Source organism: Bradyrhizobium sp. Rc3b, assembly GCF_900114915.1.
Lineage (GTDB): Bacteria > Pseudomonadota > Alphaproteobacteria > Rhizobiales > Xanthobacteraceae > Bradyrhizobium.
Genome location: NZ_FOUS01000001.1, coordinates 483428 through 503818 on the forward strand (window position 1 = coordinate 483428; position 20391 = coordinate 503818).

A 20391-nucleotide genomic window follows, 5' to 3' on the forward strand; every position below is an offset into this window, starting at 1 on the left:
CAGGGGAGTGTTCGGCGGGACGCCCCCCCTACGGCCGCACCAGCGTGTAGCCATTCTCCGCCAGGAAGAGGATCTGCCCGACGCCCACCTGCACCGGCGTCGCCGCCTGGATGAACTCCGGCCGCTTGCCGGTCTCGCGCTCGATCGTATCCACCGTGTTGAGGCAGATGTCGAAGCGCACGCCTTGCGCGATCAGGCTTTCGACCTGCTTGCGGCGCTCGCTGCCGGACAGCAGGAGATCGACGCCGGGACCGAACGCGACGACCTCGATCGCGATCTTGTCGGGGTCGTAGGCCTTCAGGAGATTATTGGCGACGCTGAGCACCAGCGCCTGCTTCTTCGCATCACCGTCGGAAAGCTGCAGCACGATCTTGTGCTCGGCGAACGGCTTGTCCTGAAGCTGCACCTGCTGCGCCAAGGCTGGCAGGATCGCGGCCTGGACCAGCAGCGTCAGTAGCATCGCGCGAAACATTTGCGCCCGCATCATCCTTGTCCCGCAATGCCCGGATTGTCCTCGACGCCCTTCAGCGTCACGCCGGAGCCGAGCCGCTCCTGGAACATCCGGCCCGAGCGCAGATATTTGCCGACGACGTCCCACACCGGCGCGCCTTGCTGGCCGTTGACCGAAGCCCAGCCTGCGACCTTGTAGCGGTGGCTGGCGCTGAGCGCCTTGCCGCCATGGAGCTTCACTTCCGAGATGCGGCCGCCGATCGCGGCGGTCGGCGTGCAGGTGTAGCTGAGCCCGCCGGCACGCACCATGTCGCCGCCCTGCTGATAATAGGGATCGGCGTTGAAGAGATTGTCGCAGACGTCTTCCAGCACGTCCTTGATCTGGGCGCCTGTCATCTCCTGCACATAGGTCTCGGGATAGGTGATCGCCGTCTCCGTGAGCAGATCCTCCATGGTCAGCGCCTGGCCCGACAGCGCGGTGACGCCCCAGCGGAACCCCGGCGACAGCGCGATCTCGGCATCGAGCTCGGTGCGCAGCGCCGTGCAGATCAGCTCGTCGACGGGCCCGGAGAAATTGCCGCGCCGATAGAGCAGGCGGTCAGGCGTTGCGATCTTTGCCGACCAGTCGGTCACGTGCGGCGCGCGCAGCCGGCCGATCAGCTCGGCCATTCCGGGGTCGGGCTTCAGCAGCTCGGAATAAACAGGAAGCAGATGATAATGAATGTCGCTGACCTTGCCCTTGTCGATCGCAAGATCGAGCACGGCCAGGAATTTTCCGTTGGAGCCGGCATTGGTGACGAGCGTGGTCCCGCCGGCGTTCTTCACGGCAATCGGCTGCGGTACGGCGTCATGGGTATGGCCGCCGAGAATGACGTCGATGCCCGTGACGCGGCTTGCGAGCTTGAGGTCGACATCCATGCCGTTGTGCGACAGCAGGATGACGGCGTCGACCTTGTCGGTGCCGCGCAAGGCATCGACATGCTTCTGCAACTCCTCCTCGCGGATGCCGAAGGTCCAGTCCGGCGTGAACCGCTTGGGGTGCGCGATCGGCACGTAGGGGAAGGCCTGGCCGACGATCGCGACCCGGTGACCGCCGATCTCCTTGATCATCGAAGGCTTGAACACGCGTCCCGTGGCCTTGTCGAAGGCGGGAGCGTCGTTGAACGCGGCTTCCTCGGTCAGGAACACGTTCTGCGCCAGGAACTCGCCCTTGAAGCGCTCGAGATTGTCGCGCAGCGTCTGCTCGCCATAGGTGAATTCCCAATGCCCGGTCATCGCTTCGATGCCGAGCAGATTGGCGACCTCGACCATGTCGCGGCCCTGCATGACGTTGGCAAGCCCGGTGCCCTGCCAGAGATCGCCGCCGTCGACCAGCAGCGAACGCTTCTCGCCGACATCGCCACGCAAGCGATCGACCAGCGTCTTCAGATGGGCAAAGCCGCCGAGCTTGCCGAAGCGGCCTGCCGACTTCTCGAACTCGACGCAGGTGAAGGCATAGGCATCGGCGCTGTCGGGACGGATGCCGAAACGATCGAGAAAGGCGCGGCCGACCAGATGCGGTGGCCGCCCGGCCATCTCGCCGACGCCGATATTGATGCTGGGCTCGCGGAAATAAACCGGGTTGAGCTGCGCATGCGTGTCGGTGATGTGCAGGATGCGCGCGTTGCCGAAGCGCTCAAGGTCGTAAATGCTCGCGGACTCAGTGCCCCGCGCAAGCCGCGGCAGACTGAGCGATGCAGCGGCAAGGCCTGCGCTCTTCAGGAAATCGCGGCGGCGGATCGCCATACCAAAATTCTCCGCGCCCTCAATGTCGCAAGACTGTTTCAGTTCAGGCCAGTCTAGCGGATTTCCATCGCCTTCCAGGCTTCTTTTTCGGACGCCGCCTGGAAGATCGACGCCTTTGCCAGCGCCTCGGCCTCCCTGGCCGCGGCGGTGGCGCGGTCGAAATCGCCGCCATCCGCCGCTTTCTTGGCCGCGGCCAGGGTCGAGACGGTCACGGTCCACTGGTTGCGCAAGCCGGCAGCCTCCTTCGATGCGGCTTCCGCGGTGGCATAGGCCGCCTTGTAGTCCGCTTCATTTGCCGCGCGCGCCGCGGTCGCGAGGCCGAACGCCAGCAGCATGGCGAGGGGAAGTGACCGCTTCATGGCCGCGCTCCCGGTCCTGATATCGGCAGGCCGTTGGCGACATAGGACAGGAAATATTCGACGTCGCGATATTCGTCCGATTGCGGCTCCAGCGGAACCGCGCGGGTCTGGCTGTTGCAGGTGACGAAGCGGCGGCTGGTGGTGCCCATGCCGCTCCATTCGGAGCGGTAGATCGGCATCGCGTTCAAAATGCCGAGCGCCGGCGCCAGGACCTCGGCGCGGATGCGCTCGCCCGGGCTCTGCACATGGCAGCTGGCGCAGGAGAAATTCATCTGGCCGCGCCGCGTATAGAAGTAGCGCTTGCCGTTCTCGAATGCCGCGAGCGCACGGGGATCGTCGGGAATCTTGATGTCCATCGGCTTGCCGCGCGAGGTGAAGGCCATGTAGGCGGTGAGCGAGGCCATCTCGTCCTTGACGTAGGAGTAGGGCGCCTCGCCATTGGCCTCGCGGCAGCGGTTGAGCGCGAGCTCCAGCGTGACGACCTTGCCTTCCTTCTCGTCGAAGTAGGGATAGTTCTGGCGGATGCCGACGCCCCCATTGGGGAAGCAATCGGCATAGGTCTTGCCGTTCTTGAACGGGGTGGCGAACATCTCCTTGCCGGCGTCGAGCGCGAACTCGTAAGGCGGGAATTCTTCCTTCTCCTGCCACTGCCGCTTCATGTCCGCGTTCATGGAATACGGACCGTTGACGAAGTCCTCGTGCTTTACGTCGGGAAACTTCTGGAAGAAGAAGTTCTGGAACGCCTTGGCGTCGGCAACGGGATCGACCTTGTCGGCCGCGACGACGCGCGGAGAGGTGAGGGCGAACGCAACGAGTGCGGCGCTGAGCGAGCCAAGCAGCAATGCAGACCGGGTCTTCATCACGCGATCTTCGCGGTGGTCGTATCCGACGCACCCTTGTTGTCGGTCCAGGAGATCTTGAGGTCGTCGCCCTTCTTGGCGCCCTTGAAGCTGAACTTCACATAGGGGTCCTTGGAGACCGCAGTGCCCCAATCGGCGACGAAGACGTCCTTGCCGTTACATTCGAATTTCAGCTGCTGGATGTAGTGCGCGGGGATCAGCTCCCCCTTGGGATCCTTGACCAGGCCGGTATCCATGGGGTGCTGGATCAGCGCCTGCACCTCGGTGATGTCGCCGTTGGATGTTGCGCGCACGCGAATGCTTGATGCCATCGGACCGATCCTCCTAGCCGCCGCAGCCGCCGACGGTGACCTTCACTTCCTTGGTCGCGCTGTAGAGCTTGCCGTCAGCCTCGACGATGGCGACCAGTTTGGTGGTCTTGGCCATTTTCAGCCGGTTGGCGACGCCCGGAACGGTGCCGTCGGCGACCTTGTAGGACGCTGCGAGCGCGTACGGGTTCTCGGTCACGAGGAACGAGATCGAGCTCACCTTGTCGAGCGTCGTCGTCACCGAGACCGGCACGACGCCGCCGTTCTCGGCGATCTCGGGCGCATCCAGCTTGACCTTGTCGGAGGGCTCTGCGGTCTTGCCATAGAGCGCCTTGATCGCGTCGGCCTCGTTCTTCTGCTTGAAGGCCTCTTCCGGATATTTGTCGTTGGCCGCGGCGCGCGCGGGCGTGGCCGCGAACGGCAGATTGCCAAGGCCGAGCAGGGCGACAGAGGCCGCGCCCTGAAGGATCAGGCGCCTTGTCGCAAGCGGGCCGGTGGTCGTGGTCATCTCAAATCTCCTGGCAGCCGGCCGTTACAGCGTCTGCAGGAAATCAACGATCGCGCTGATCTCCTGTTCGGTCAAAATCCGGTTCCGGCCGAACGGCGGCATCATGGTCTGCGGATTGCGCTTGGTCTCGTCGAAGATGATCGCGGTGAGCTCGTTGCGATCAGGGTATTTGGCCTTGAGGTCCTTCAGTTCCGGCCCGATTGTTCCCGGCAGGTCGCCGCCTTTGATGACGTGGCAGGTCAGGCAATTGCCCTTGCCGCGATCGAAGGCGAGCTTCTGGCCGTCGGCGACAGCGGATTGTGCCCGCGCTGGAGCCACAGCCGCGCCGGTGGAGAGGACCAGCGCCACCAGGACGGCAAGCTTGCAAGGAAAGGCGGTCAAGGCATCGTCCCAAGCGTTATGTCGATGATCTCGTTTGCGGAAATGTAAGCGTTCCAAAGCACAAAGGGCATCGCCTGACAATCAAGACTATGCACGCGGCAAAATGGAGTTAATATCCCGCGCATTGCAACCGATGAGATAGTTTGTTCATCCTAACAGGTTGACACTAGCAAATTATTCTAGGGCGTTTGGCCCTTACGGGCCGTCTTTTCTGTTTCGCATTCATTGGGGACTGACTTGGCTGAATATGTCGTCGAATTTGGCAGGGATGGCGGGCGGGTCGAGCCGGATGGACGGCTCGATGCACCGGCGTTCCATCGCAACCATGTGCCGATCTGGGCGGCGCTGGAAAAGCACCTCGCTGGCCTGACCGGCAACGTGGTCGAGCTCGGCAGCGGAACCGGCCAGCACGTGGTCTATTTCGCCCGCCACACGCCCGGCCTGATCTGGTGGCCGAGCGACCTCAACCAGCGCCACCTCAAGAGCATTGAGGCCTGGCGCGTCCATACAGGCCTCGCGAACATCCGCAGCCCCCTGCGGATCGATCTCACCGATCCCGACTGGTGCGAGGAGATGAAAAGCGGACGGGCGCCGACGAGCCTTGCGGCGGTGTTCTGCGCCAATGTCATTCACATCGCGCCCTGGGCCGTGGCAGAGGGCCTGTTCGCCGGCGCCGGCCGCTACTTACGCCCCGACGGCAAGCTGTTCCTCTATGGCCCGTTCAAGCGCGACGGCAAGCACACCGCGCTCAGCAATGCGGTGTTCGACACCTCCTTGCGTGAAGGCAATCCCGAATGGGGCGTGCGCGACATCAGCGATGTCGAGCTCCTCGCGCGCGGCGCGGGCCTTCGCCTCGTCGATACGATCGACATGCCCGCGAACAATCTGACGCTGGTGTTCGAGCGGTAAGCGACTCGGAAGGTGTGCTCCCTCCCCCGCCTGCGGGGGAGGGTTGGGGAGAGGGTGTCTCCGCAACGGGACATCCCCCAGAGGAGAAAACCCTCACCCGCCACGCTCTTCGAGCGCGTCGACCTCTCCCGCAAGCGGGAGAGGTAAGAGCCGGCCTTGGTCTGCACCGACCAAACGAGTCCCATCACCCTTCTTCCCTCCACCCGATCTTCTCCTTCAAGAACCGGAAGCCGAGCACCTCGAAGCCGGCGCGTTCCCTGTTGTCCTTGCCGTAGCCGTGGCCGCCGGCTTCCGGCTCGTAGAACCAGGCCTCATAGCCCATGGCCTGCAGCTTGGCCGTCATCTTGCGGGCGTGGCCGGGATGAACGCGGTCATCGCGCCTTGTGGTGGCGATCAGGATCGGCGGATAGGTCTGGCCGGCTTTCACGTTGTGATAGGCCGAGTAGGTTTTCAGCCACTCCCATTCCTCGGACTTGTCGGGGTCGCCGTATTCCGCGATCCAGCTCGCGCCCGCGAGCAGTTTCGTGTAGCGGCGCATGTCGATCAGCGGGATGGTGCAGAACAGCGCGCCGAAGTGCTCGGGGTAGCGCACCAGCATGTTGGTGATGAGGATGCCGCCGTTCGAGCCGCCCTGTGCCGCAATGCGCTTCGGCTGCGTCACGCCGCGGCGGACGAGATCGGCCGCAACCGCGGCGAAATCGTCGTGCGAGAGTTTCTTGCCGGCGAGGCGGCCGGCGTCGTGCCAGCGCGTGCCGAACTCGCCGCCGCCGCGCAAGTTCGCCTGCACAATGGTGCCGCCGCGCTCCAGCCACAGCTTGCCGAGCGAGGAATTGTAGTACGGCTTCACCGAATGGGCGAAGCCGCCATAGGCGCTCATATAGACCGGCGCCTCGCCGGTCTCGCCTGCCGGCCCGGTCTGGACATAGGGAATGCGCTCGCCGTCAACAGAGACCGCCTCGTGCTGCGTCACCACGAGCCCGTCGGCGGTGAACGTCTTCGGCGCCTGCTTCAGGACGATCGGGCTGGCGACGTCGCGCTCGATCAACAGCAGTGACGGCGGGGTGAGTGGATCCTGCACATTGGCGAGCAGATCGCCGTTGCTCTCGCTGGGATGACGATCGAGCGGCCAGACGTCGACGACGCCGATTTGCGGCAGGCCGGCAAGCGTCTCGCGGCTCCAGCCGGTGGCGGATGGCGTGCAGATCTCAAAGCGCGGACGCAGCTCGTCGAGGATCGACAGCACGAGCTTGCCCGCCGCCCAGAACAGGCCTTGCAAAGCGCGCCGCGGCGCCGGCTCGAACAGCACCGCAAAATCGCGGCTGCCGTTCAGGAACGCCGACAGTGAGATGCCGAGCACGGTGTCGGTGGCGTAGGTCCGCCCGCCGGCCGTCCAGTCCTTGCGCAGCTTCATCGCGAACCAGTCGCCATGGGCCTGCAGCCAGATGCCGGTCGGCAGATCGAGCTTGGTCATGCGACCGGCAGCATCGCGCAGCCAGACCGCGTGATTGAAGAAGTCGATCTGCTCGACGATCCAGACCCGCGGCTCAGGTCCGGTGTCGTCGGCGCCGCCATAGATCATCATGTGATCGGCGGTGGTCTCGGCGATCATCTCGGCCTGATCGACCGGCTGGCCGCGCCGCCACAGGCGAACTGTCCGCGAGTATCCGGAGTCGGTCACCATACCCTCGCCATGGGCACTCGACAGCAGCAGCGTATCGGCATCGAGCCAGTCCGCGCCGCCCTTGGCTTCCGGCAGTGTAAAGCCGTCCGCCACGAAGCTCTTCGCAACGAGGTCGAATTCCCGCAAGGTCACGGCGTCGCTGCCACCGCGCGACAGGCTCAAAATGGCGCGCGAGCTTCCCGGCGTCGTGGCGATCCCGCTCAGCAGCCAATCCTCGCCTTCGCGCGCTGCGAGCTGGTCAATATCCAGCATGGTCTCCCACGCAGGATTGCTCTTGCGAAACTCCGTCAGCGTGGTCCGCCGCCACAGGCCGCGCGGGTTGGCAGCGTCCTTCCAGAGATTGTGCAGGTCGCTGCCGCGCCGGCTGACATAGGGAATGTTGTCGGGGCGATCATAGATCGCTGCGAGGATGTCGCGGTCATGCCCGAAGGCTTTGCCGCCGAACGCCGCGAGCGTCAGCTGGTTCTGCCGCTCGACGAAATCGAGCGCTTGCGTGCCCTCGATCTCCTCCAGCCAGAGCCAGGGATCGTCGTCGGGAGCGCTGAGCGTGGGCCTGTCGTCGACGGTCATGAACGAATCTCCGAAAAATCGCGGCGGATAGGATTTGATCGAGCGCAAGCCGTCAAGTGCGCGGCCTGCTATGATCGCACCGATTGCGTCAGAGGCATGGCCAGCGCCCGTTTGCGCCGGTTGTCCGGCCACTCGCGTCCCTCCATAGTGCCGGGAATCAACAAGCCCTTGAGCCCGTTCGGGCAGAAAAAGCCGATGCTTGACGTGACTTCTGCCCATGCAATCGCCGACGACGCCCGCGTGCGCGCCAATGTGGTGCGCCTGGCTGCAGCCCAGGCGCTGACCGGTGCCAATTCGGCGGTGATCTTCGCTACCGGCGCGATCGTCGGCTCCACGCTCGCGCCCGACATGTCGTTCGCGACGGTGCCGATCTCGATGTATGTGGTCGGACTCGCCGCCGGAACGCTGCCGACCGGCGCGATCTCGCACCGCTTCGGCCGCCGCGCGGCCTTCGTCATCGGCACCGCTCTCGGCACGCTCACCGGCGTGCTCGGCTCGTTCGCGATCCTGCACGGCTCGTTCGCGCTGTTCTGCATCGCGACCTTCCTCGGCGGCCTCTACGGCTCCGTGGCGCAATCCTATCGCTTCGCGGCCGCCGACGGCGCCAGCGCGGCCTACCGGCCGAAGGCTGTGTCCTGGGTGATGGCGGGCGGCGTGTTCGCCGGTGTGCTCGGTCCGCAGCTCGTGCAATGGACCATGGACGTCTGGCAGCCTTATCTGTTCGCCTTCAGCTTCCTGGTGCAGGCCGCCGTGGCGCTGATCGCGATGGGCATCGTCGCCGGCGTCGATATGCCCAAGCCCGCACCGGCCGATCTGCATGGTGGCCGGCCGCTGCTCACCATCGTGAGCCAGCCGCGCTTCATCGCCGCGGCGCTGTGCGGCATCATCTCCTATCCCATGATGAACCTCGTCATGACTTCGGCGCCGCTCGCTATGAAGATGTGCGGCCTGTCCGTGTCCGATTCCAATTTCGGCATTCAATGGCACATCGTCGCGATGTACGGGCCGAGCTTCTTCACGGGCGCGCTGATCGCCCGCTTCGGCGCACCGAAAGTCGTGGCCGCCGGCCTGCTGCTGGAGGCGGGCGCTGCCGGCATCGGCCTCTCCGGTCTCACCGCGATGCATTTCTGGGCCACGCTGATCGTGCTCGGCGTCGGCTGGAATTTCTCCTTCATCGGCGCCTCCGCCCTGGTGCTGGAGACGCACCGCCCGCAGGAGCGCAACAAGGTGCAGGCCTTCAACGATTTCCTGGTGTTCGGCATGATGGCGATCGGCTCGTTCTCCTCCGGGCAATTGCTCGCCAGCTACGGCTGGTCGGCGGTGAACCTGGTGGTGTTCCCGCCGGTGGTGCTGGGCCTTGCCGTGCTCTCGCTGGTCTCCTGGGCCCGCCGCCGCAAGGCTCGGCTGGAGGCGGCGATGGGCGAGTTCCCGGATGCGATCTGACTGGCAGGAGGCTGTCAGCAACCTTGATACTTCGATCCAGGTCGAAGTGATTTTAAGGTAAGGGCCATTTAGATGTCGTCATGGCCGGGCTTGTCCCGGCCATCCACGTCTTAGGTGCTCGGATCGAACAACGTGGATGCCCGGGCATGACGGAGTAAGCGGCGATGCTCGACAATCCTCAGACCCCAGCGCTGGACGAATCCTCCCTTCGCTACGAAGGCTGGCGCATCGTCGCGGTCTGCTTCCTGCTCGCGACCTTCGGCTGGGGGCTCGGCTTCTACGGCCAGAGCGTCTATGTCGCCGAGCTGCAGCGCGCGCGGGGCTGGCCGACCACGCTGATCTCGTCAGGCACCACGTTCTTCTATCTGTTCGGCGCGCTGCTCGTCGTGTTCGTCGGCGAAGCCGTCAGGAGATACGGCCCGCGCCTCTGCCTGATCGCCGGCACGCTGGCGATGGCGGCAGCTAGCGTCGCGATCGGCGCGGTGCGCGAGCCCTGGCAGCTTTATCTCGCCAACGCCGTGCTCGCCTTCGGCTGGGCCGGCACCAGTCTCGCCATGATCACCAACACGATCAGCCTGTGGTTCGACCACAAGCGCGGCATGGCGATCAGCCTGGCGCTCAATGGCGCCAGCTTCGGCGGCATCGTCGGCGTGCCGCTGCTGGTGACCCTGATCGGCCATGTCGGCTTCGCCAGCGCGATGTACGCTGCCGCCGGCGCCATGCTGGTGCTGCTGCTGCCGGTGATCCTTGTTCTCGTCGGCCGGCCGCCCGATCACCATGGCTGGCACGCGGCGGCGAAGGCGAAGCCGCAATCATCGACGCAGATTCGCGCATGGGCGCTGCGCGACGTCGGCTTCCTCACGGTGACGATTGCGTTTGCGCTGGTGCTGTTCGCGCAGGTCGGCTTCATCGTGCATCTGATCTCGTTCCTCGATCCCGTGATCGGCCGCGAGCGCGCCGCGGTCGCCGTCGCGGTGCTGACCGCGATGGCGGTGGTCGGCCGCGTGCTGTTCTCGCTGGTGATCGATCGTCTCAACCAGCGGCTGGCCTCCGCGCTGTCGTTCCTCAGCCAGGCCGCGGCGCTTCTGGTCGTCATCAATCTGCACAGCGATTACGTGCTGATCGCGGCCTGCGCGGTGTTCGGCTTCTCCGTCGGCAACCTCATCACCCTGCCGTCGCTGATCGTGCAGCGGGAGTTCGATTCGGCCTCGTTCGGCGTTCTGATCAGCCTCAACACCGCGATCAACCAGGTGACGTATGCTTTCGGCCCCGGTGTCGTCGGGGCCTTGCGCGATTGGTCCGGCGGATACGCGTTGCCGTTCTATCTCTGCATCGCGCTGGAAGTGGCGGCCGCCGCGCTGATCATGGTGCGCGGGACGCCGCGGACGAAGCTCCCGTAGGGTGGGCAAAGGCGCAAAGCGCCGTGCCCACGATTTTTCGATGAGTCAGCAGGGTTTCGTGGGCACGCTTCGCTTTGCCCACCCTACGAGACTATCCTTGCCGGTCCCTCAGCAGTCCCTCCACATCCAGCCGTTTGGTGAACATCGCGAGCTTGCCATCCGGCTCGAACGGCCATTGCTCCCTCGGCTTGTCCCAGTACAGCTCGACACCATTCTCGTCGGGATCGCGCAAATACAGCGCCTCGCTGACGCCGTGGTCGCTGGCGCCATCCAGCGCAATGCCGGCCGAGCGCACGCGGTGCAGCGCATCGGCGAGAGCTGCGCGCGTCGGATAGAGGATCGCGGTGTGATAGAGCCCGGTGGTACCCGGCGGCGGCGGCGAGCCGCCCTTGCTTTCCCAGGTGTTGAGCCCGATGTGGTGATGATAGCCGCCGGCCGAGATGAAGGCGGCGCCCGAGCCCATCCGCTGCATCAGCTCGAAGCCGAGCACGCCGCAATAGAAGCCGAGCGCGCGATCGAGATCGGCGACCTTGAGGTGAACGTGGCCGATCCTGGTGCCGGCGGCGACGGCTGGGCTTTGCGACATGGGAATGCTCCGTTGAAAGCATGCACATAGGGCGGGCTCCGGGGCTGTGCTACGGCCGATCCCGAAACCCAGCGTTTCCTGATGCGCAATTGCGCATCGGAAGCAGAAACTAAGCCAGTTCCGGCACCTCACCCTCGGGTAGCTCGAACTCGAACGTGTTCAGCGTCATCGACACCAGCGTGTAGTAGCCGCACAGTCCGATCACCTCGACCACGCCGCGCTCACCGAGAAGCTTCACCGCCTCATCATACAGACCCTTCTCGACGCCGTGGCCCTCGTGCAACGATTTCGCCACGTCGTAGATCATTTTGCCCTTGGGATCGTCGAACTCGGGCGTGCGGCGATCGCGGATCGCGTTGATGATCTCAGGCTTCATGCCGCCCGCCAGTGCCAGCCGCTTATGCGCGTACCATTCGTAATGCGCGGTCCAGTGCCGCGCCGTCACCAGGATCGCGATCTCCGAGAGCTTTGCCGGGAAGATGGTATCGTAACGCAGCACCTCGCCGAGCCGCGTGGCGTGACGGGCCATGTCGGGGCTGTTGAGCCAGGCCATCATCGGCGCCGGCGGCTTGCCGCGCTTGCCGGCGATCGACTCGTCGTAGGTCTGCCGCTGGCTCTCGTTCATTTCGCCAGGCGAAAGAAGTTTCAGGCGCATCGTCGTTTCCTCTTTGTTTTCAAGCACCGTCTTGGTCGCGACTATAGCGGAATGCGGGCTCGCGGAAGTGGTTGAATTCCGCGGGAGCTTGGCCCAGAGTCGCGCCCAACAAGTCGATTGATTGATGGAAACGACCAATGACTGACTTCAAAACCAGCGAATCTGAGACCGCCGATCTCGAATCATTCCGCAACGAGACGCGCGCCTGGCTGGAAGCCAATTGCCCGCCGGAGATGCGCAGGCCCGCAACGTCGGATGCCGACGTGTTCTGGGGCGGACGTAACGCAAAGTTCTCGTCCGAGCCGCAGCGCATCTGGTTCGAGCGCATGCGCGACAAGGGCTGGACCGTGCCGGATTGGCCTAGGGAATATGGCGGTGGTGGCCTCAGCGCTGCCGAGCACAAGGTGCTGCGCGCCGAGATGGCGCGGATCGGCGCGCGCCCGCCGCTGTCGAGCTTCGGCATCTGGATGCTCGGGCCGGCGCTGCTCAAATACGGCAATGAGGCCCAGAAGAAGGAGCATCTGCCCAAGATCGCCGCCGGCGAGATCCGCTGGTGTCAGGGCTATTCCGAGCCGAACGCCGGCTCCGATCTTGCTTCACTGCAGACCCGCGCCGAGAGCGATGGCGACGATTTCGTCATCACGGGTTCGAAGATCTGGACCTCCTACGCCAATTACGCCGACTGGATCTTCTGCCTCGTCCGCACCGATCCCGCCGCGAAGAAACATGACGGCATCAGCTTCATCCTGTTCGACATGACCTCGAAGGGCGTGACGACCAAGCCGATCCTCTTGATCTCCGGCTATTCGCCGTTCTGTGAGACCTTCTTCGATGGCGTCCGCGTGCCGAAATCGCATGTGGTCGGCACCGTCAACCGCGGCTGGGACGTTGCGAAATATCTGCTGCAGCACGAGCGCGCGATGATCTCCGGCATGGGCGAGCGCGGCGTCGGCCGTCCGCTCGGCCAGATCGCGGCCGATTCCGTCGGCACCGATGCGCAGGGGCGGCTCGATGATTCCATGCTGCGCGGCAAGATCGCCAGCTTCGACGTCGATGAAGCCGCACTTGCGGCCTGCGCCGAGCGCGCGGTCGATCTCGCCAAGGCGGGACAGGCGCATCCGGCGTTCTCCTCGGCGATGAAATATTACGGCACCGAGCTCAACAAGCGCCGCTACGAGATCCTGATGTCGGCCGGCGGCGTCGATGCGCTGGAATGGGAGAGCGAGCGCTCCAAGCAGGGCGCCCGCCCGCGCGCCTGGCTGCGCACCAAGGCCAACTCGATCGAGGGCGGCACCACCGAGGTGATGCTCGGCATCGTCGCCAAGCGCATCCTGGATTTGCCGGGGGCGTAGGGCGCAAGTTCTCACCACCCGTCATCCCGGGCGCGCGCGGCGCGAGCCCGGAATCCATACTCCCGATCGTGGTTATGGATTCCGGGCCTGGCCCTTCGGGTCATCCCGGAATGACGAACCAAATAGATTTCGAATCGGAAACACACCATGGCCCTCGTCCTCACCGAAGAACAATCAATGCTCCGCGATAGCGCGCGCGGGCTGATCAGCGACAAGGCGCCGGTGTCGCACCTGCGCCATTTGCGCGACAGCAAAGACCCCACCGGCTTCTCCAAGGAGTTTTGGCATTCCTTCGCCGAAATGGGCTTCGCCGGCCTTTTGGTGCCGGAAGAGTTCGGCGGCAGCGGGCTCGGCTATGTCGAGGCCGGTGTCGTGATGGAGGAGATCGGCCGCACCTTGATGCCGTCGCCGTTTCTCGCCACCTCAGTGGTCGCGGCCTCGGCGCTGAACCGCGGCGGCAATGCTGCGCAGAAGTCGGAATATCTGCCGAAGATCGCGAGCGGCTCGCTGCTTGCGACACTGGCGATCGACGAAGGCCCCAAGCATCGCCCGCTGCAGACCAGTCTGCAGGCCGTGCGCGCCGGCAACGGCTTCAAACTCTCCGGCGCCAAGGCGCTGGTCGTCGATGGCCATGTTGCTGATTTGCTTATCATGGCAGCGCGCACTGCCGGTTCCGCCGGCGAGCGCGAAGGCCTGACGCTGTTCCTGGTCAACCCCAAAGCCAAAGGCGTTGTGATCGAGCGCACCATCATGGTCGATTCGCACAACGCGGCGCGGATCGAGCTCACCAATGTCGAGGTCAATGCCGACAGCGTGCTCGGCGAGATCGATCAGGGCGCCGCGCTGCTCGACGGCGTGCTCGACATCGGCCGTGGCGCGGTCGCCGCCGAAATGGTCGGCCTCAGCGAAGAAGTCTTCAACCGCACTGTCGAGTACCTCAAAAACAGAAAGCAGTTCGGCAAGCTGATCGGCGAATTCCAGGCGCTGCAGCATCGCGCCGCCGAGCTCTATGTCGACATCGAGATCACCCGCGCCGCCACCATGAAGGCACTGCAGGCGCTGGACGGCGATGTCGCGAAGGCCGCCTCAGCCGTCGCCGTGGCAAAGGCGCGCGCCGGCACCACCGCCACCCGCGCAGTGCAGGAAGGCGTGCAGATGCATGGCGGCATGGGCATGACCGACCAGTTCGACATCGGCTTCTTCATGAAGCGCGCGCGGGTGTGCGAGGAATTGTTCGGCGACGCCAATTACCACACCGAGCAGCTGGCGCGGGCGCGGGGGTATTGAGGCGATAGACGTGAGACGCGAGCGCGCGCCTCACCCCTCGCTGTCGTCCCGGCGAACGCCGGGACCCATAACCCCAGGAAGTACTTTGACGAAGGCTCGGAGTTTAAAGAGTCTTTCCGCGGTACTGTTACCTGTGCTTATCGATAGATCAGCGCGGTACGGGTCCCGGCGTTCGCCGGGACGACAGCGGAGAGAGCTGCCTCTTCCTTACCTCATCGGCGGCGCGTACTGCACGCCACCCGCGTTCCACAGCTGGTTCATGCCGCGCGGGATCTTCAGCTTCGACTTCTCGCCGATGTTGCGCTCGTACATCTCGCCGTAATTGCCGACGTGGCGGATGATGCGGACGGCCCAGTCCTTGGTGAGGCCGAGCTGCTCGCCGTAATTGCCTTCGGTGCCGACGAGGCGCATCACTTCCGGCTTCTTCGACTTCAGGGCCTCGTCGATGTTCTCCGAGGTGACGCCGAGCTCTTCGGCGTTGATCATCGCATAGAGCGTCCACTTCACGATCATCATCCAGTCGTCGTCGCGCTGGCGCACCACGGGGGCGAGCGGCTCCTTGGAGATCATGTCCGGCAGGATCATGTGGTCGCCGGGCTTCGCCAGGTTGATCCGCAGCGCGTAGAGCTGGGAAACGTCGGCGGAGAGGGTGTCGCACTTGCCGGTGTCGTAGGCCTTCACGACCTCGTCGAGCTTGTCGAACTTCACCTCGTCATACTTCATGTTGTTGGCACGGAAGTAATCGGTGACGTTGAGTGCCGTCGTGGTGCCGGCCTGGACGCAGACCTTGCTGCCGGTCAGGTCCAGCGAGGTCTCCTTGTTGCGCGAACGCGGCAGCATGAAGCCCGCGCCGTCGTAATAGGCGACCGCGGGGAAATAGAGGTCGTAGTCGAGCTCGCGCGCCATGCTCCAGGTCGAGTTGCGCGAGAGGATGTCCACCTTCCGGCTCTGCAATTCCTTGAAGCGCTCGCCGGCATCGAGCGGGATGAACTTCGCCTTGCCCGGGTCGTTGAAGATCGCCGCGGCCACCGCGCGGCAGAAATCCACGTCGAAGCCGGTCCAGTTCTTGTTGTCCTCGGAGTACGAGAAGCCCGGCAGGCCCTTGTTGACGCCGCACAGCACCTCGCCGCGGCGCACGGTGCGCTTCAGCGTACGGGTGTCGTAGAATTCATAGATGATGGCCAGAACGGCGACCAGCACGGCGACCGCGAGCCCGATCAGCAGGCCGCCTCGAAAAGTGCGCATCATGTTGCTCTCTCGAAAAATCGGGAAAAGGAATCAGGAGGGAAGGCGACGAGCATGGTCCGGAGGACCATGCCCGGATCAAAAACCTCAGAGCTCGGGCTTCTGCCGGATCACCACTTTGGTGCCGACGGGGACGCGCTCATAGAGATCGGCGACGTCGTTGTTGACGAGACGGAAACAGCCCGAGGACACCTTGGTGCCGATCGTGTCGGGGCGGTTGGTGCCGTGGATGCGATAGACCGTGGTGCCGAGATACATGGCGCGGGCCCCGAGCGGATTGCCGGGGCCGCCGGCCATGAAGCGCGGCAGATAGGGCTGGCGCTGGATCATTTCCGGCGGCGGCGTCCAGTCCGGCCATTCCTTCTTGTTGGTGATGGTCACGAGGCCTTGCCACTGGAAGCCGTCGCGGCCGACGCCGATGCCGTAGCGGATCGCACGCCCGCCCGGCTGCACCAGATAGAGGTGCCGTTCGGCGGTCGAGACGATGATGGTGCCCGGTGCCTCGGTGGTGCGGAAGTAGACGACCTGCTTCTGCCATTCCGGCTCGAGCTGGTAGCCGTCGTCGGCGACCAGGCCCGGCTCGTCGCCGCGGTCGGGCTGCTGCGCGATGGCCGGCGGTGCGGACAGGATCAGGCCGATCGCGGCCACGAACATCCCGGTCAGGCGACGAAAATCCGTCATTTCAAGCTCTCCCCACTGCCACGGCGCAAATCATTCGGAACCATCAAACCTGAGGGGCATGTTCATGGCAAGTTGATGGCGCGCCACCCTGATATGTCACGAGAATGCTTTGGTTTTTTGACGCCCGCCCGGCAATGCCACAAACAGGGGATGGCGCGAAAAGCCTAGGATGCTGCGGCTGGGCGGGGGTGCGCTCCCTCCCCCGCTTGCGGGGGAGGGTTGGGGAGAGGGTGTCTCCTCTAGGGAGACTCCCCCAGAGGAGAGAGCCCCCACCCGGCGCTACGCGCCGACCTCCCCCGCAAGCGGGAGAGGTTGCAGCGAGCCCGCAGCTAGATCACCTGAGCCAACAGGCATCGATGTCAGATCTTGTTGCTCTCCGCCGCGATCCCGAGCCGCCGCACGATCTCCGTCCCCACCGCGCGCGCCTCCACCCGCGAGCCGATGCGGGGGCTGCGAAACCTTCGCCCCGAGTGCAACCGGATCGTGACGATGCAGTGCTCGTCCTCGGACCGGCCGCGGCGCTCGACGGTGATCGTCTTCACGTCGCGCCCCTCGATCTGGTCGGCGCGCGGCGTGCCGTCGCCCCACAGGCGTTCGACGCGGATGTCGTCCTCGCGAATGATCCAGAACGCGCCGGTGACGAGGTTGGCATAGCGATGCACGGCGAACGCCGCGATCACGCCAAGCGGAAGCAGCAGGATATCGACATGGGTGGGCGGCCACCCGCGCCACAGCTTGTAGGCATAGGGCAGGGCGGACAATGCGACGGCGATCAGGGACACGATGCGGATGTCCCGCGCGGAAAATGCCTCGAGCGGCTCGCCGAGATGCATCTCGGGATTGCTGGCATCGAGCGGGTTGACGGGCTCCTCGACATTGGGAACCTCGAACTGCGTCGCGATCCGGGCCACGGTATCGCGAACATGGGTGACGTCGGAGATCGGCGGGGACGTCAGGCGCTCTCCCGAACTCAGCGTGAAGACGAGCTGAAAGCGGGCCTTCACCCGCTTGCTGCCGGGAACCTGCAACGCCGTGATGTCGTCTTTCGCGACGATCCGCGTGCGCAGCTTGCCGAACGGACTTTGCCGCCCGATCAGGATCTCGCCAGGCGTGATGATCCACACCACTGCCGGCGCCATCATGATGCCGACGACGAACCCGGCTCCCACCAGCAGCGCGACCACCGAGATGATGATCTCCAGCGTGTCGCGCGTGAACAGGCCGGGCGTGAAGCACAGCGCAACGGCCGCCGCAAAAGCGGACATCACCAGCCGCTGCGCGATCGAAGAGCCTTCACGAAGGCGGATGTCGGGAGCGGTCGTTGTATCGTCCATCGCGGGCGGCTGATTCCGTCGCGTTGGAAACTCCACGGACGGGTCCGTGGAGTCAAGCAACAAGGGCGAGACTCGCGCCGGTCATGTGACTCAGCGGCACACCCCTTCAGGAGCGATCCCCAGCCGTCGGGCAATCTCGTCGCTCACCGCCTGCGTCTCTTCCTTCGTTCCGATGCTCTGGCTGAGGAACTTCTGCCCACTCAAAAGGTCGATCCTGACGACGTAGAGCTCCCCCTCGGCCCTGCTGTCGGGCGCCAGCCCAATCGTAGCAACGTCGCTGCCTGTGATCGTATCAACAATTGGCTTGCCGTCACGTGTCAGCCGTTCGACGCGCAGTTCGCCGTGGTCGACAATCCAGAATGCGCCGGCGGACGTGTGCGCATATCGAAAAGAGAGGAGGGCAATGACGGCGACGGCCACCCCGAATATGATTTCGGCAGTCGTGAGAGGCGCGCCGTTCCAGAATCTGTACGCATAGCGAATGGCGCAGAGGCCCGCGATGATCAGGGCGACGATTCGCCGCTCCGTGCCGGCGGCCTTTCGGACAGGTTCGCCGATCCGCATCTCCAAATTGGTGGCGTCAAGCGGGTTCACCGGAGGGTCGATATCGACGAAGCTTAGCTGTTCGGCGATCCGCGCTGTGGTCTCACGGACGTGCGTGACCTCCGGAAGCTGCGGCGAGATCAGGCGCTCACCTGACGTCAGCTGCAAAGCGAGGCGGAAGCACGTTGGGTCGGCCTTGTCGCGATTGATCCGAATTCCAGATATCTCCTCTCTCCGGATGAATCGGGTGTTAGGCTGGCCGAATGGTCGCGTCTTTTCGACGACGATCATGTCTAGGGCGATGGTCCAAAGCTCATCGGCGCCGAAGGCTGCTTCGTAGAGCGTCGCAACGCCGATCACCAGGCCGACCAACGCTGCAACGATTTCTGCGTATCCGTTCCAGGTCGCGAGGTTGCAAACAGAAATAAACAATACGAAGGCCGCCAAGCCAGCCCCAACAAGGCGACCTTCGGAAGATGTATTCTTGCGGAGACGAACTTCGCTTCCGGTCGTTACGTCGGTCATTGCGTGCGTCAAACTCCCCCGTCGCGGCGGAAGCTCCGCGAACGGCCCGGGGGAGTCAAGCAAGAAGAGTGTCTGGTCCCTGCCGCAACCTCAGGATTGGCCGTCGTGCTCAGCTGCTGGCGTTGAGCAGCTTCGCCACGGTGCGGTCGATCTCGTCGTAGCGGCCTTCGCCGGCGTGCTGGAACACGATCTTGCCGTGCTGGTCGATGATGTATTGCGCCGGCCAATATTGGTTGCGGTAGGCGTTCCAGGTCTTCGAATCGTTATCCTGCGCCACCGGATAGGTGATGCCGTGGCGCTTCAGCGCGGCCTGCACGTTCGAGGCCGAGCGCTCGAACGGGAATTCCGGCGTGTGCACGCCGACCACGACCAGGCCCTTGTCCCTGTATTTGGCGTAGAGTTCGGTGACGTGCGGCAGCGTGTTGACGCAGTTGACGCAGCCATAGGTCCAGAAGTCGACCAGCACGACCTTGCCGCGGAGGTCGGCCATGCTCAGTGGTTTCGAGTTGAACCAATTGTTGATGCCGGCGAAGTCGGGCGCGGTCTGCTGGCCTGCGGCGGCGGTGACGATTGGCGCGGCGCGCGCGGCCTCCTCGCAGATGCCGGGGATGACAGCGCCGGTAACGGTGAAGCCGATCAGGGCGGCCGAGACGGCGAGCAGCTTGAAAGTCATGGAAGCGTCCTCCGGTGAAGATGAGGGATGATCACAGGCCGATCTGGCCGGTGGGATAGAAGCCGGTGAGCCACGCCACGATCAGCGTGTCGTATTGGAAATAGGCGGCGACCGCGAAGCCGATCACGACGATGCCAAAGCCCTGCTGCAGCCGCGGCGAGATCCGCGCCAGGCTGCGCACCCGCGTGGTCGCGGCCTGCCCGCCATAGGCGATCCCAAGCATCGGGATCGCGGCGCCGATCGCATAGGCGATCAGCAGCGTGCCGGCCCAGCTGAGGTTCTTGGAGGTCGCAACCAGCGTCAGGATCGAGCCGAGCACCGGGCCGGCACAGGGCGTCCACACCAGGCCCAGTGTGGTGCCGAGGATGAGCCCGCCGAGCGCACCCTCGCGCTGGGTAGCGCCGGTGTTGCCGAGATCGAGCCAGCCATTGAGCCGGCTCGACAGCCATTCGAACGGCGCCGGCCACAGCATCAACAGGCCGAAACCGATCAGCAGGACCGACGCGGCCTCGCGCAGCACATTGGGATCGAAATCGAACAGCCGCGTCAGCGCGCCGAGCAGCAGCGCGACCGCCGAGAAGGAAACGACGAAGCCGAGCGCGATCATGAGGGGACGTAAGTGCCCCGCGCGCCCGATCGAGGCGCCAAGCAGGATCGGCAGCATCGGCAGCGTGCAGGGCGCGGCGATGGTGAGGATGCCGGCAAGGACGGCGAAGACAAGTTCGAGCATGGGGCACTCGTGAAGGAGGTCACGAGGATGGTTCGGGCGGCATGGAGCGGTCGTTACGGAGCGTCACGGCTTCGTGACGGGGAGCTGCCAATCGCACGGCCGATGCGCTCCCTCTCCCGCTTGCGG

At 64.7% G+C, this 20391-nt stretch carries 21 protein-coding genes; 5 read left to right on the forward strand and 16 right to left on the reverse strand.

Annotated elements, in window-relative coordinates; translation table 11 throughout:
- Window positions 1-28 precede the first annotated feature (28 nt).
- The 7 genes from BM190_RS02200 to soxX are packed head-to-tail and all read right to left on the reverse strand — an operon-like array spanning window position 29 to window position 4621.
- The gene (locus tag BM190_RS02200) at window positions 29-487 is read right to left on the reverse strand and encodes a DsrE family protein (protein WP_092251641.1); all 459 of its coding nucleotides are present in this window, start codon (window positions 485-487) and stop codon (window positions 29-31) included.
- Window positions 484-2235, reverse strand: coding sequence for a thiosulfohydrolase SoxB (gene soxB / locus BM190_RS02205; RefSeq protein ID WP_092251642.1), 1752 nt, complete (start codon window positions 2233-2235; stop codon window positions 484-486). Before soxB ends, BM190_RS02200 begins: the two co-directional genes overlap by 4 nt.
- Before the next feature lie 53 nt (window positions 2236-2288).
- Window positions 2289-2594, reverse strand: a complete 306-nt coding sequence (locus tag BM190_RS02210) for a hypothetical protein (RefSeq protein ID WP_018316823.1) — start codon at window positions 2592-2594, stop codon at window positions 2289-2291.
- Window positions 2591-3454, reverse strand: a complete 864-nt coding sequence (soxA, locus tag BM190_RS02215) for a sulfur oxidation c-type cytochrome SoxA (RefSeq protein ID WP_177236858.1) — start codon at window positions 3452-3454, stop codon at window positions 2591-2593. The genes BM190_RS02210 and soxA overlap by 4 nt, the downstream gene beginning before the upstream one ends.
- Window positions 3454-3765, reverse strand: coding sequence for a thiosulfate oxidation carrier complex protein SoxZ (gene soxZ / locus BM190_RS02220; RefSeq protein ID WP_018316825.1), 312 nt, complete (start codon window positions 3763-3765; stop codon window positions 3454-3456). The genes soxA and soxZ overlap by 1 nt, the downstream gene beginning before the upstream one ends.
- 13 nt (window positions 3766-3778) lie before the next feature.
- A complete protein-coding gene (soxY, locus tag BM190_RS02225) occupies window positions 3779-4270 on the reverse strand; it encodes a thiosulfate oxidation carrier protein SoxY (RefSeq protein ID WP_092251644.1) in 492 nt (163 codons plus the stop codon).
- Between the two features lie 24 nt (window positions 4271-4294).
- Complete coding sequence (gene soxX / locus BM190_RS02230) at window positions 4295-4621, reverse strand: sulfur oxidation c-type cytochrome SoxX (protein WP_177236886.1); 327 nt, start codon at window positions 4619-4621, stop codon at window positions 4295-4297.
- A 267-nt stretch (window positions 4622-4888) separates the two neighbouring features.
- On the opposite strand from soxX, the gene BM190_RS02235 reads away from it, so the two are divergent.
- Window positions 4889-5560 (forward strand): DUF938 domain-containing protein, encoded by a 672-nt coding sequence (locus BM190_RS02235; RefSeq protein ID WP_092251646.1) that lies wholly within the window; start codon window positions 4889-4891, stop codon window positions 5558-5560.
- Window positions 5561-5744: 184 nt separating this feature from the next.
- Here BM190_RS02235 and BM190_RS02240 read toward each other — a convergent pair whose 3' ends face one another.
- A complete protein-coding gene (locus BM190_RS02240; protein ID WP_177236859.1) occupies window positions 5745-7811 on the reverse strand; it encodes a prolyl oligopeptidase family serine peptidase in 2067 nt (688 codons plus the stop codon).
- A gap of 195 nt (window positions 7812-8006) precedes the next feature.
- Here BM190_RS02240 and BM190_RS02245 point away from each other — a divergent pair, with 195 nt between their 5' ends.
- Both BM190_RS02245 and BM190_RS02250 read left to right on the forward strand, forming a co-directional pair.
- Entirely contained in the window at window positions 8007-9254 is a 1248-nt protein-coding gene (locus tag BM190_RS02245; protein ID WP_092251956.1) for an MFS transporter, read from the forward strand.
- Between the two features lie 164 nt (window positions 9255-9418).
- Complete coding sequence (locus BM190_RS02250) at window positions 9419-10654, forward strand: MFS transporter (RefSeq protein WP_092251647.1); 1236 nt, start codon at window positions 9419-9421, stop codon at window positions 10652-10654.
- Window positions 10655-10745: 91 nt separating this feature from the next.
- On the opposite strand, the gene BM190_RS02255 is transcribed toward BM190_RS02250, so the two are convergent.
- Together BM190_RS02255 and BM190_RS02260 are read right to left on the reverse strand one after the other, a co-directional pair.
- Window positions 10746-11240 (reverse strand): VOC family protein, encoded by a 495-nt coding sequence (locus tag BM190_RS02255; protein ID WP_092251648.1) that lies wholly within the window; start codon window positions 11238-11240, stop codon window positions 10746-10748.
- 109 nt (window positions 11241-11349) lie between these two features.
- The gene (locus tag BM190_RS02260; protein WP_092251958.1) at window positions 11350-11895 is read right to left on the reverse strand and encodes a carboxymuconolactone decarboxylase family protein; all 546 of its coding nucleotides are present in this window, start codon (window positions 11893-11895) and stop codon (window positions 11350-11352) included.
- Window positions 11896-12032: 137 nt separating this feature from the next.
- On the opposite strand from BM190_RS02260, the gene BM190_RS02265 reads away from it, so the two are divergent.
- The gene (locus BM190_RS02265) at window positions 12033-13247 is read left to right on the forward strand and encodes an acyl-CoA dehydrogenase family protein (protein ID WP_092251649.1); all 1215 of its coding nucleotides are present in this window, start codon (window positions 12033-12035) and stop codon (window positions 13245-13247) included.
- Window positions 13248-13394: 147 nt separating this feature from the next.
- The gene (locus BM190_RS02270) at window positions 13395-14534 is read left to right on the forward strand and encodes an acyl-CoA dehydrogenase family protein (protein WP_092251650.1); all 1140 of its coding nucleotides are present in this window, start codon (window positions 13395-13397) and stop codon (window positions 14532-14534) included.
- A gap of 207 nt (window positions 14535-14741) precedes the next feature.
- Here BM190_RS02270 and BM190_RS02275 read toward each other — a convergent pair whose 3' ends face one another.
- The 6 genes from BM190_RS02275 to BM190_RS02300 all read right to left on the reverse strand — a co-directional run bounded on the left by BM190_RS02275 (window position 14742) and on the right by BM190_RS02300 (window position 20265).
- Complete coding sequence (locus tag BM190_RS02275) at window positions 14742-15779, reverse strand: amino acid ABC transporter substrate-binding protein (protein ID WP_092251959.1); 1038 nt, start codon at window positions 15777-15779, stop codon at window positions 14742-14744.
- Between the two features lie 87 nt (window positions 15780-15866).
- Entirely contained in the window at window positions 15867-16460 is a 594-nt protein-coding gene (locus BM190_RS02280) for a L,D-transpeptidase (protein WP_092251651.1), read from the reverse strand.
- A 359-nt stretch (window positions 16461-16819) separates the two neighbouring features.
- Window positions 16820-17794, reverse strand: a complete 975-nt coding sequence (locus BM190_RS02285) for a hypothetical protein (protein WP_177236860.1) — start codon at window positions 17792-17794, stop codon at window positions 16820-16822.
- 90 nt (window positions 17795-17884) lie between these two features.
- A complete protein-coding gene (locus tag BM190_RS02290; protein WP_092251653.1) occupies window positions 17885-18862 on the reverse strand; it encodes a hypothetical protein in 978 nt (325 codons plus the stop codon).
- Window positions 18863-18971: 109 nt separating this feature from the next.
- Window positions 18972-19535: a thioredoxin family protein gene (locus BM190_RS02295; RefSeq protein ID WP_092251654.1), complete on the reverse strand. Its 564-nt coding sequence runs from the start codon at window positions 19533-19535 to the stop codon at window positions 18972-18974.
- A 31-nt stretch (window positions 19536-19566) separates the two neighbouring features.
- The gene (locus BM190_RS02300) at window positions 19567-20265 is read right to left on the reverse strand and encodes a cytochrome c biogenesis CcdA family protein (protein WP_092251655.1); all 699 of its coding nucleotides are present in this window, start codon (window positions 20263-20265) and stop codon (window positions 19567-19569) included.
- Window positions 20266-20391: the final 126 nt, after the last annotated feature.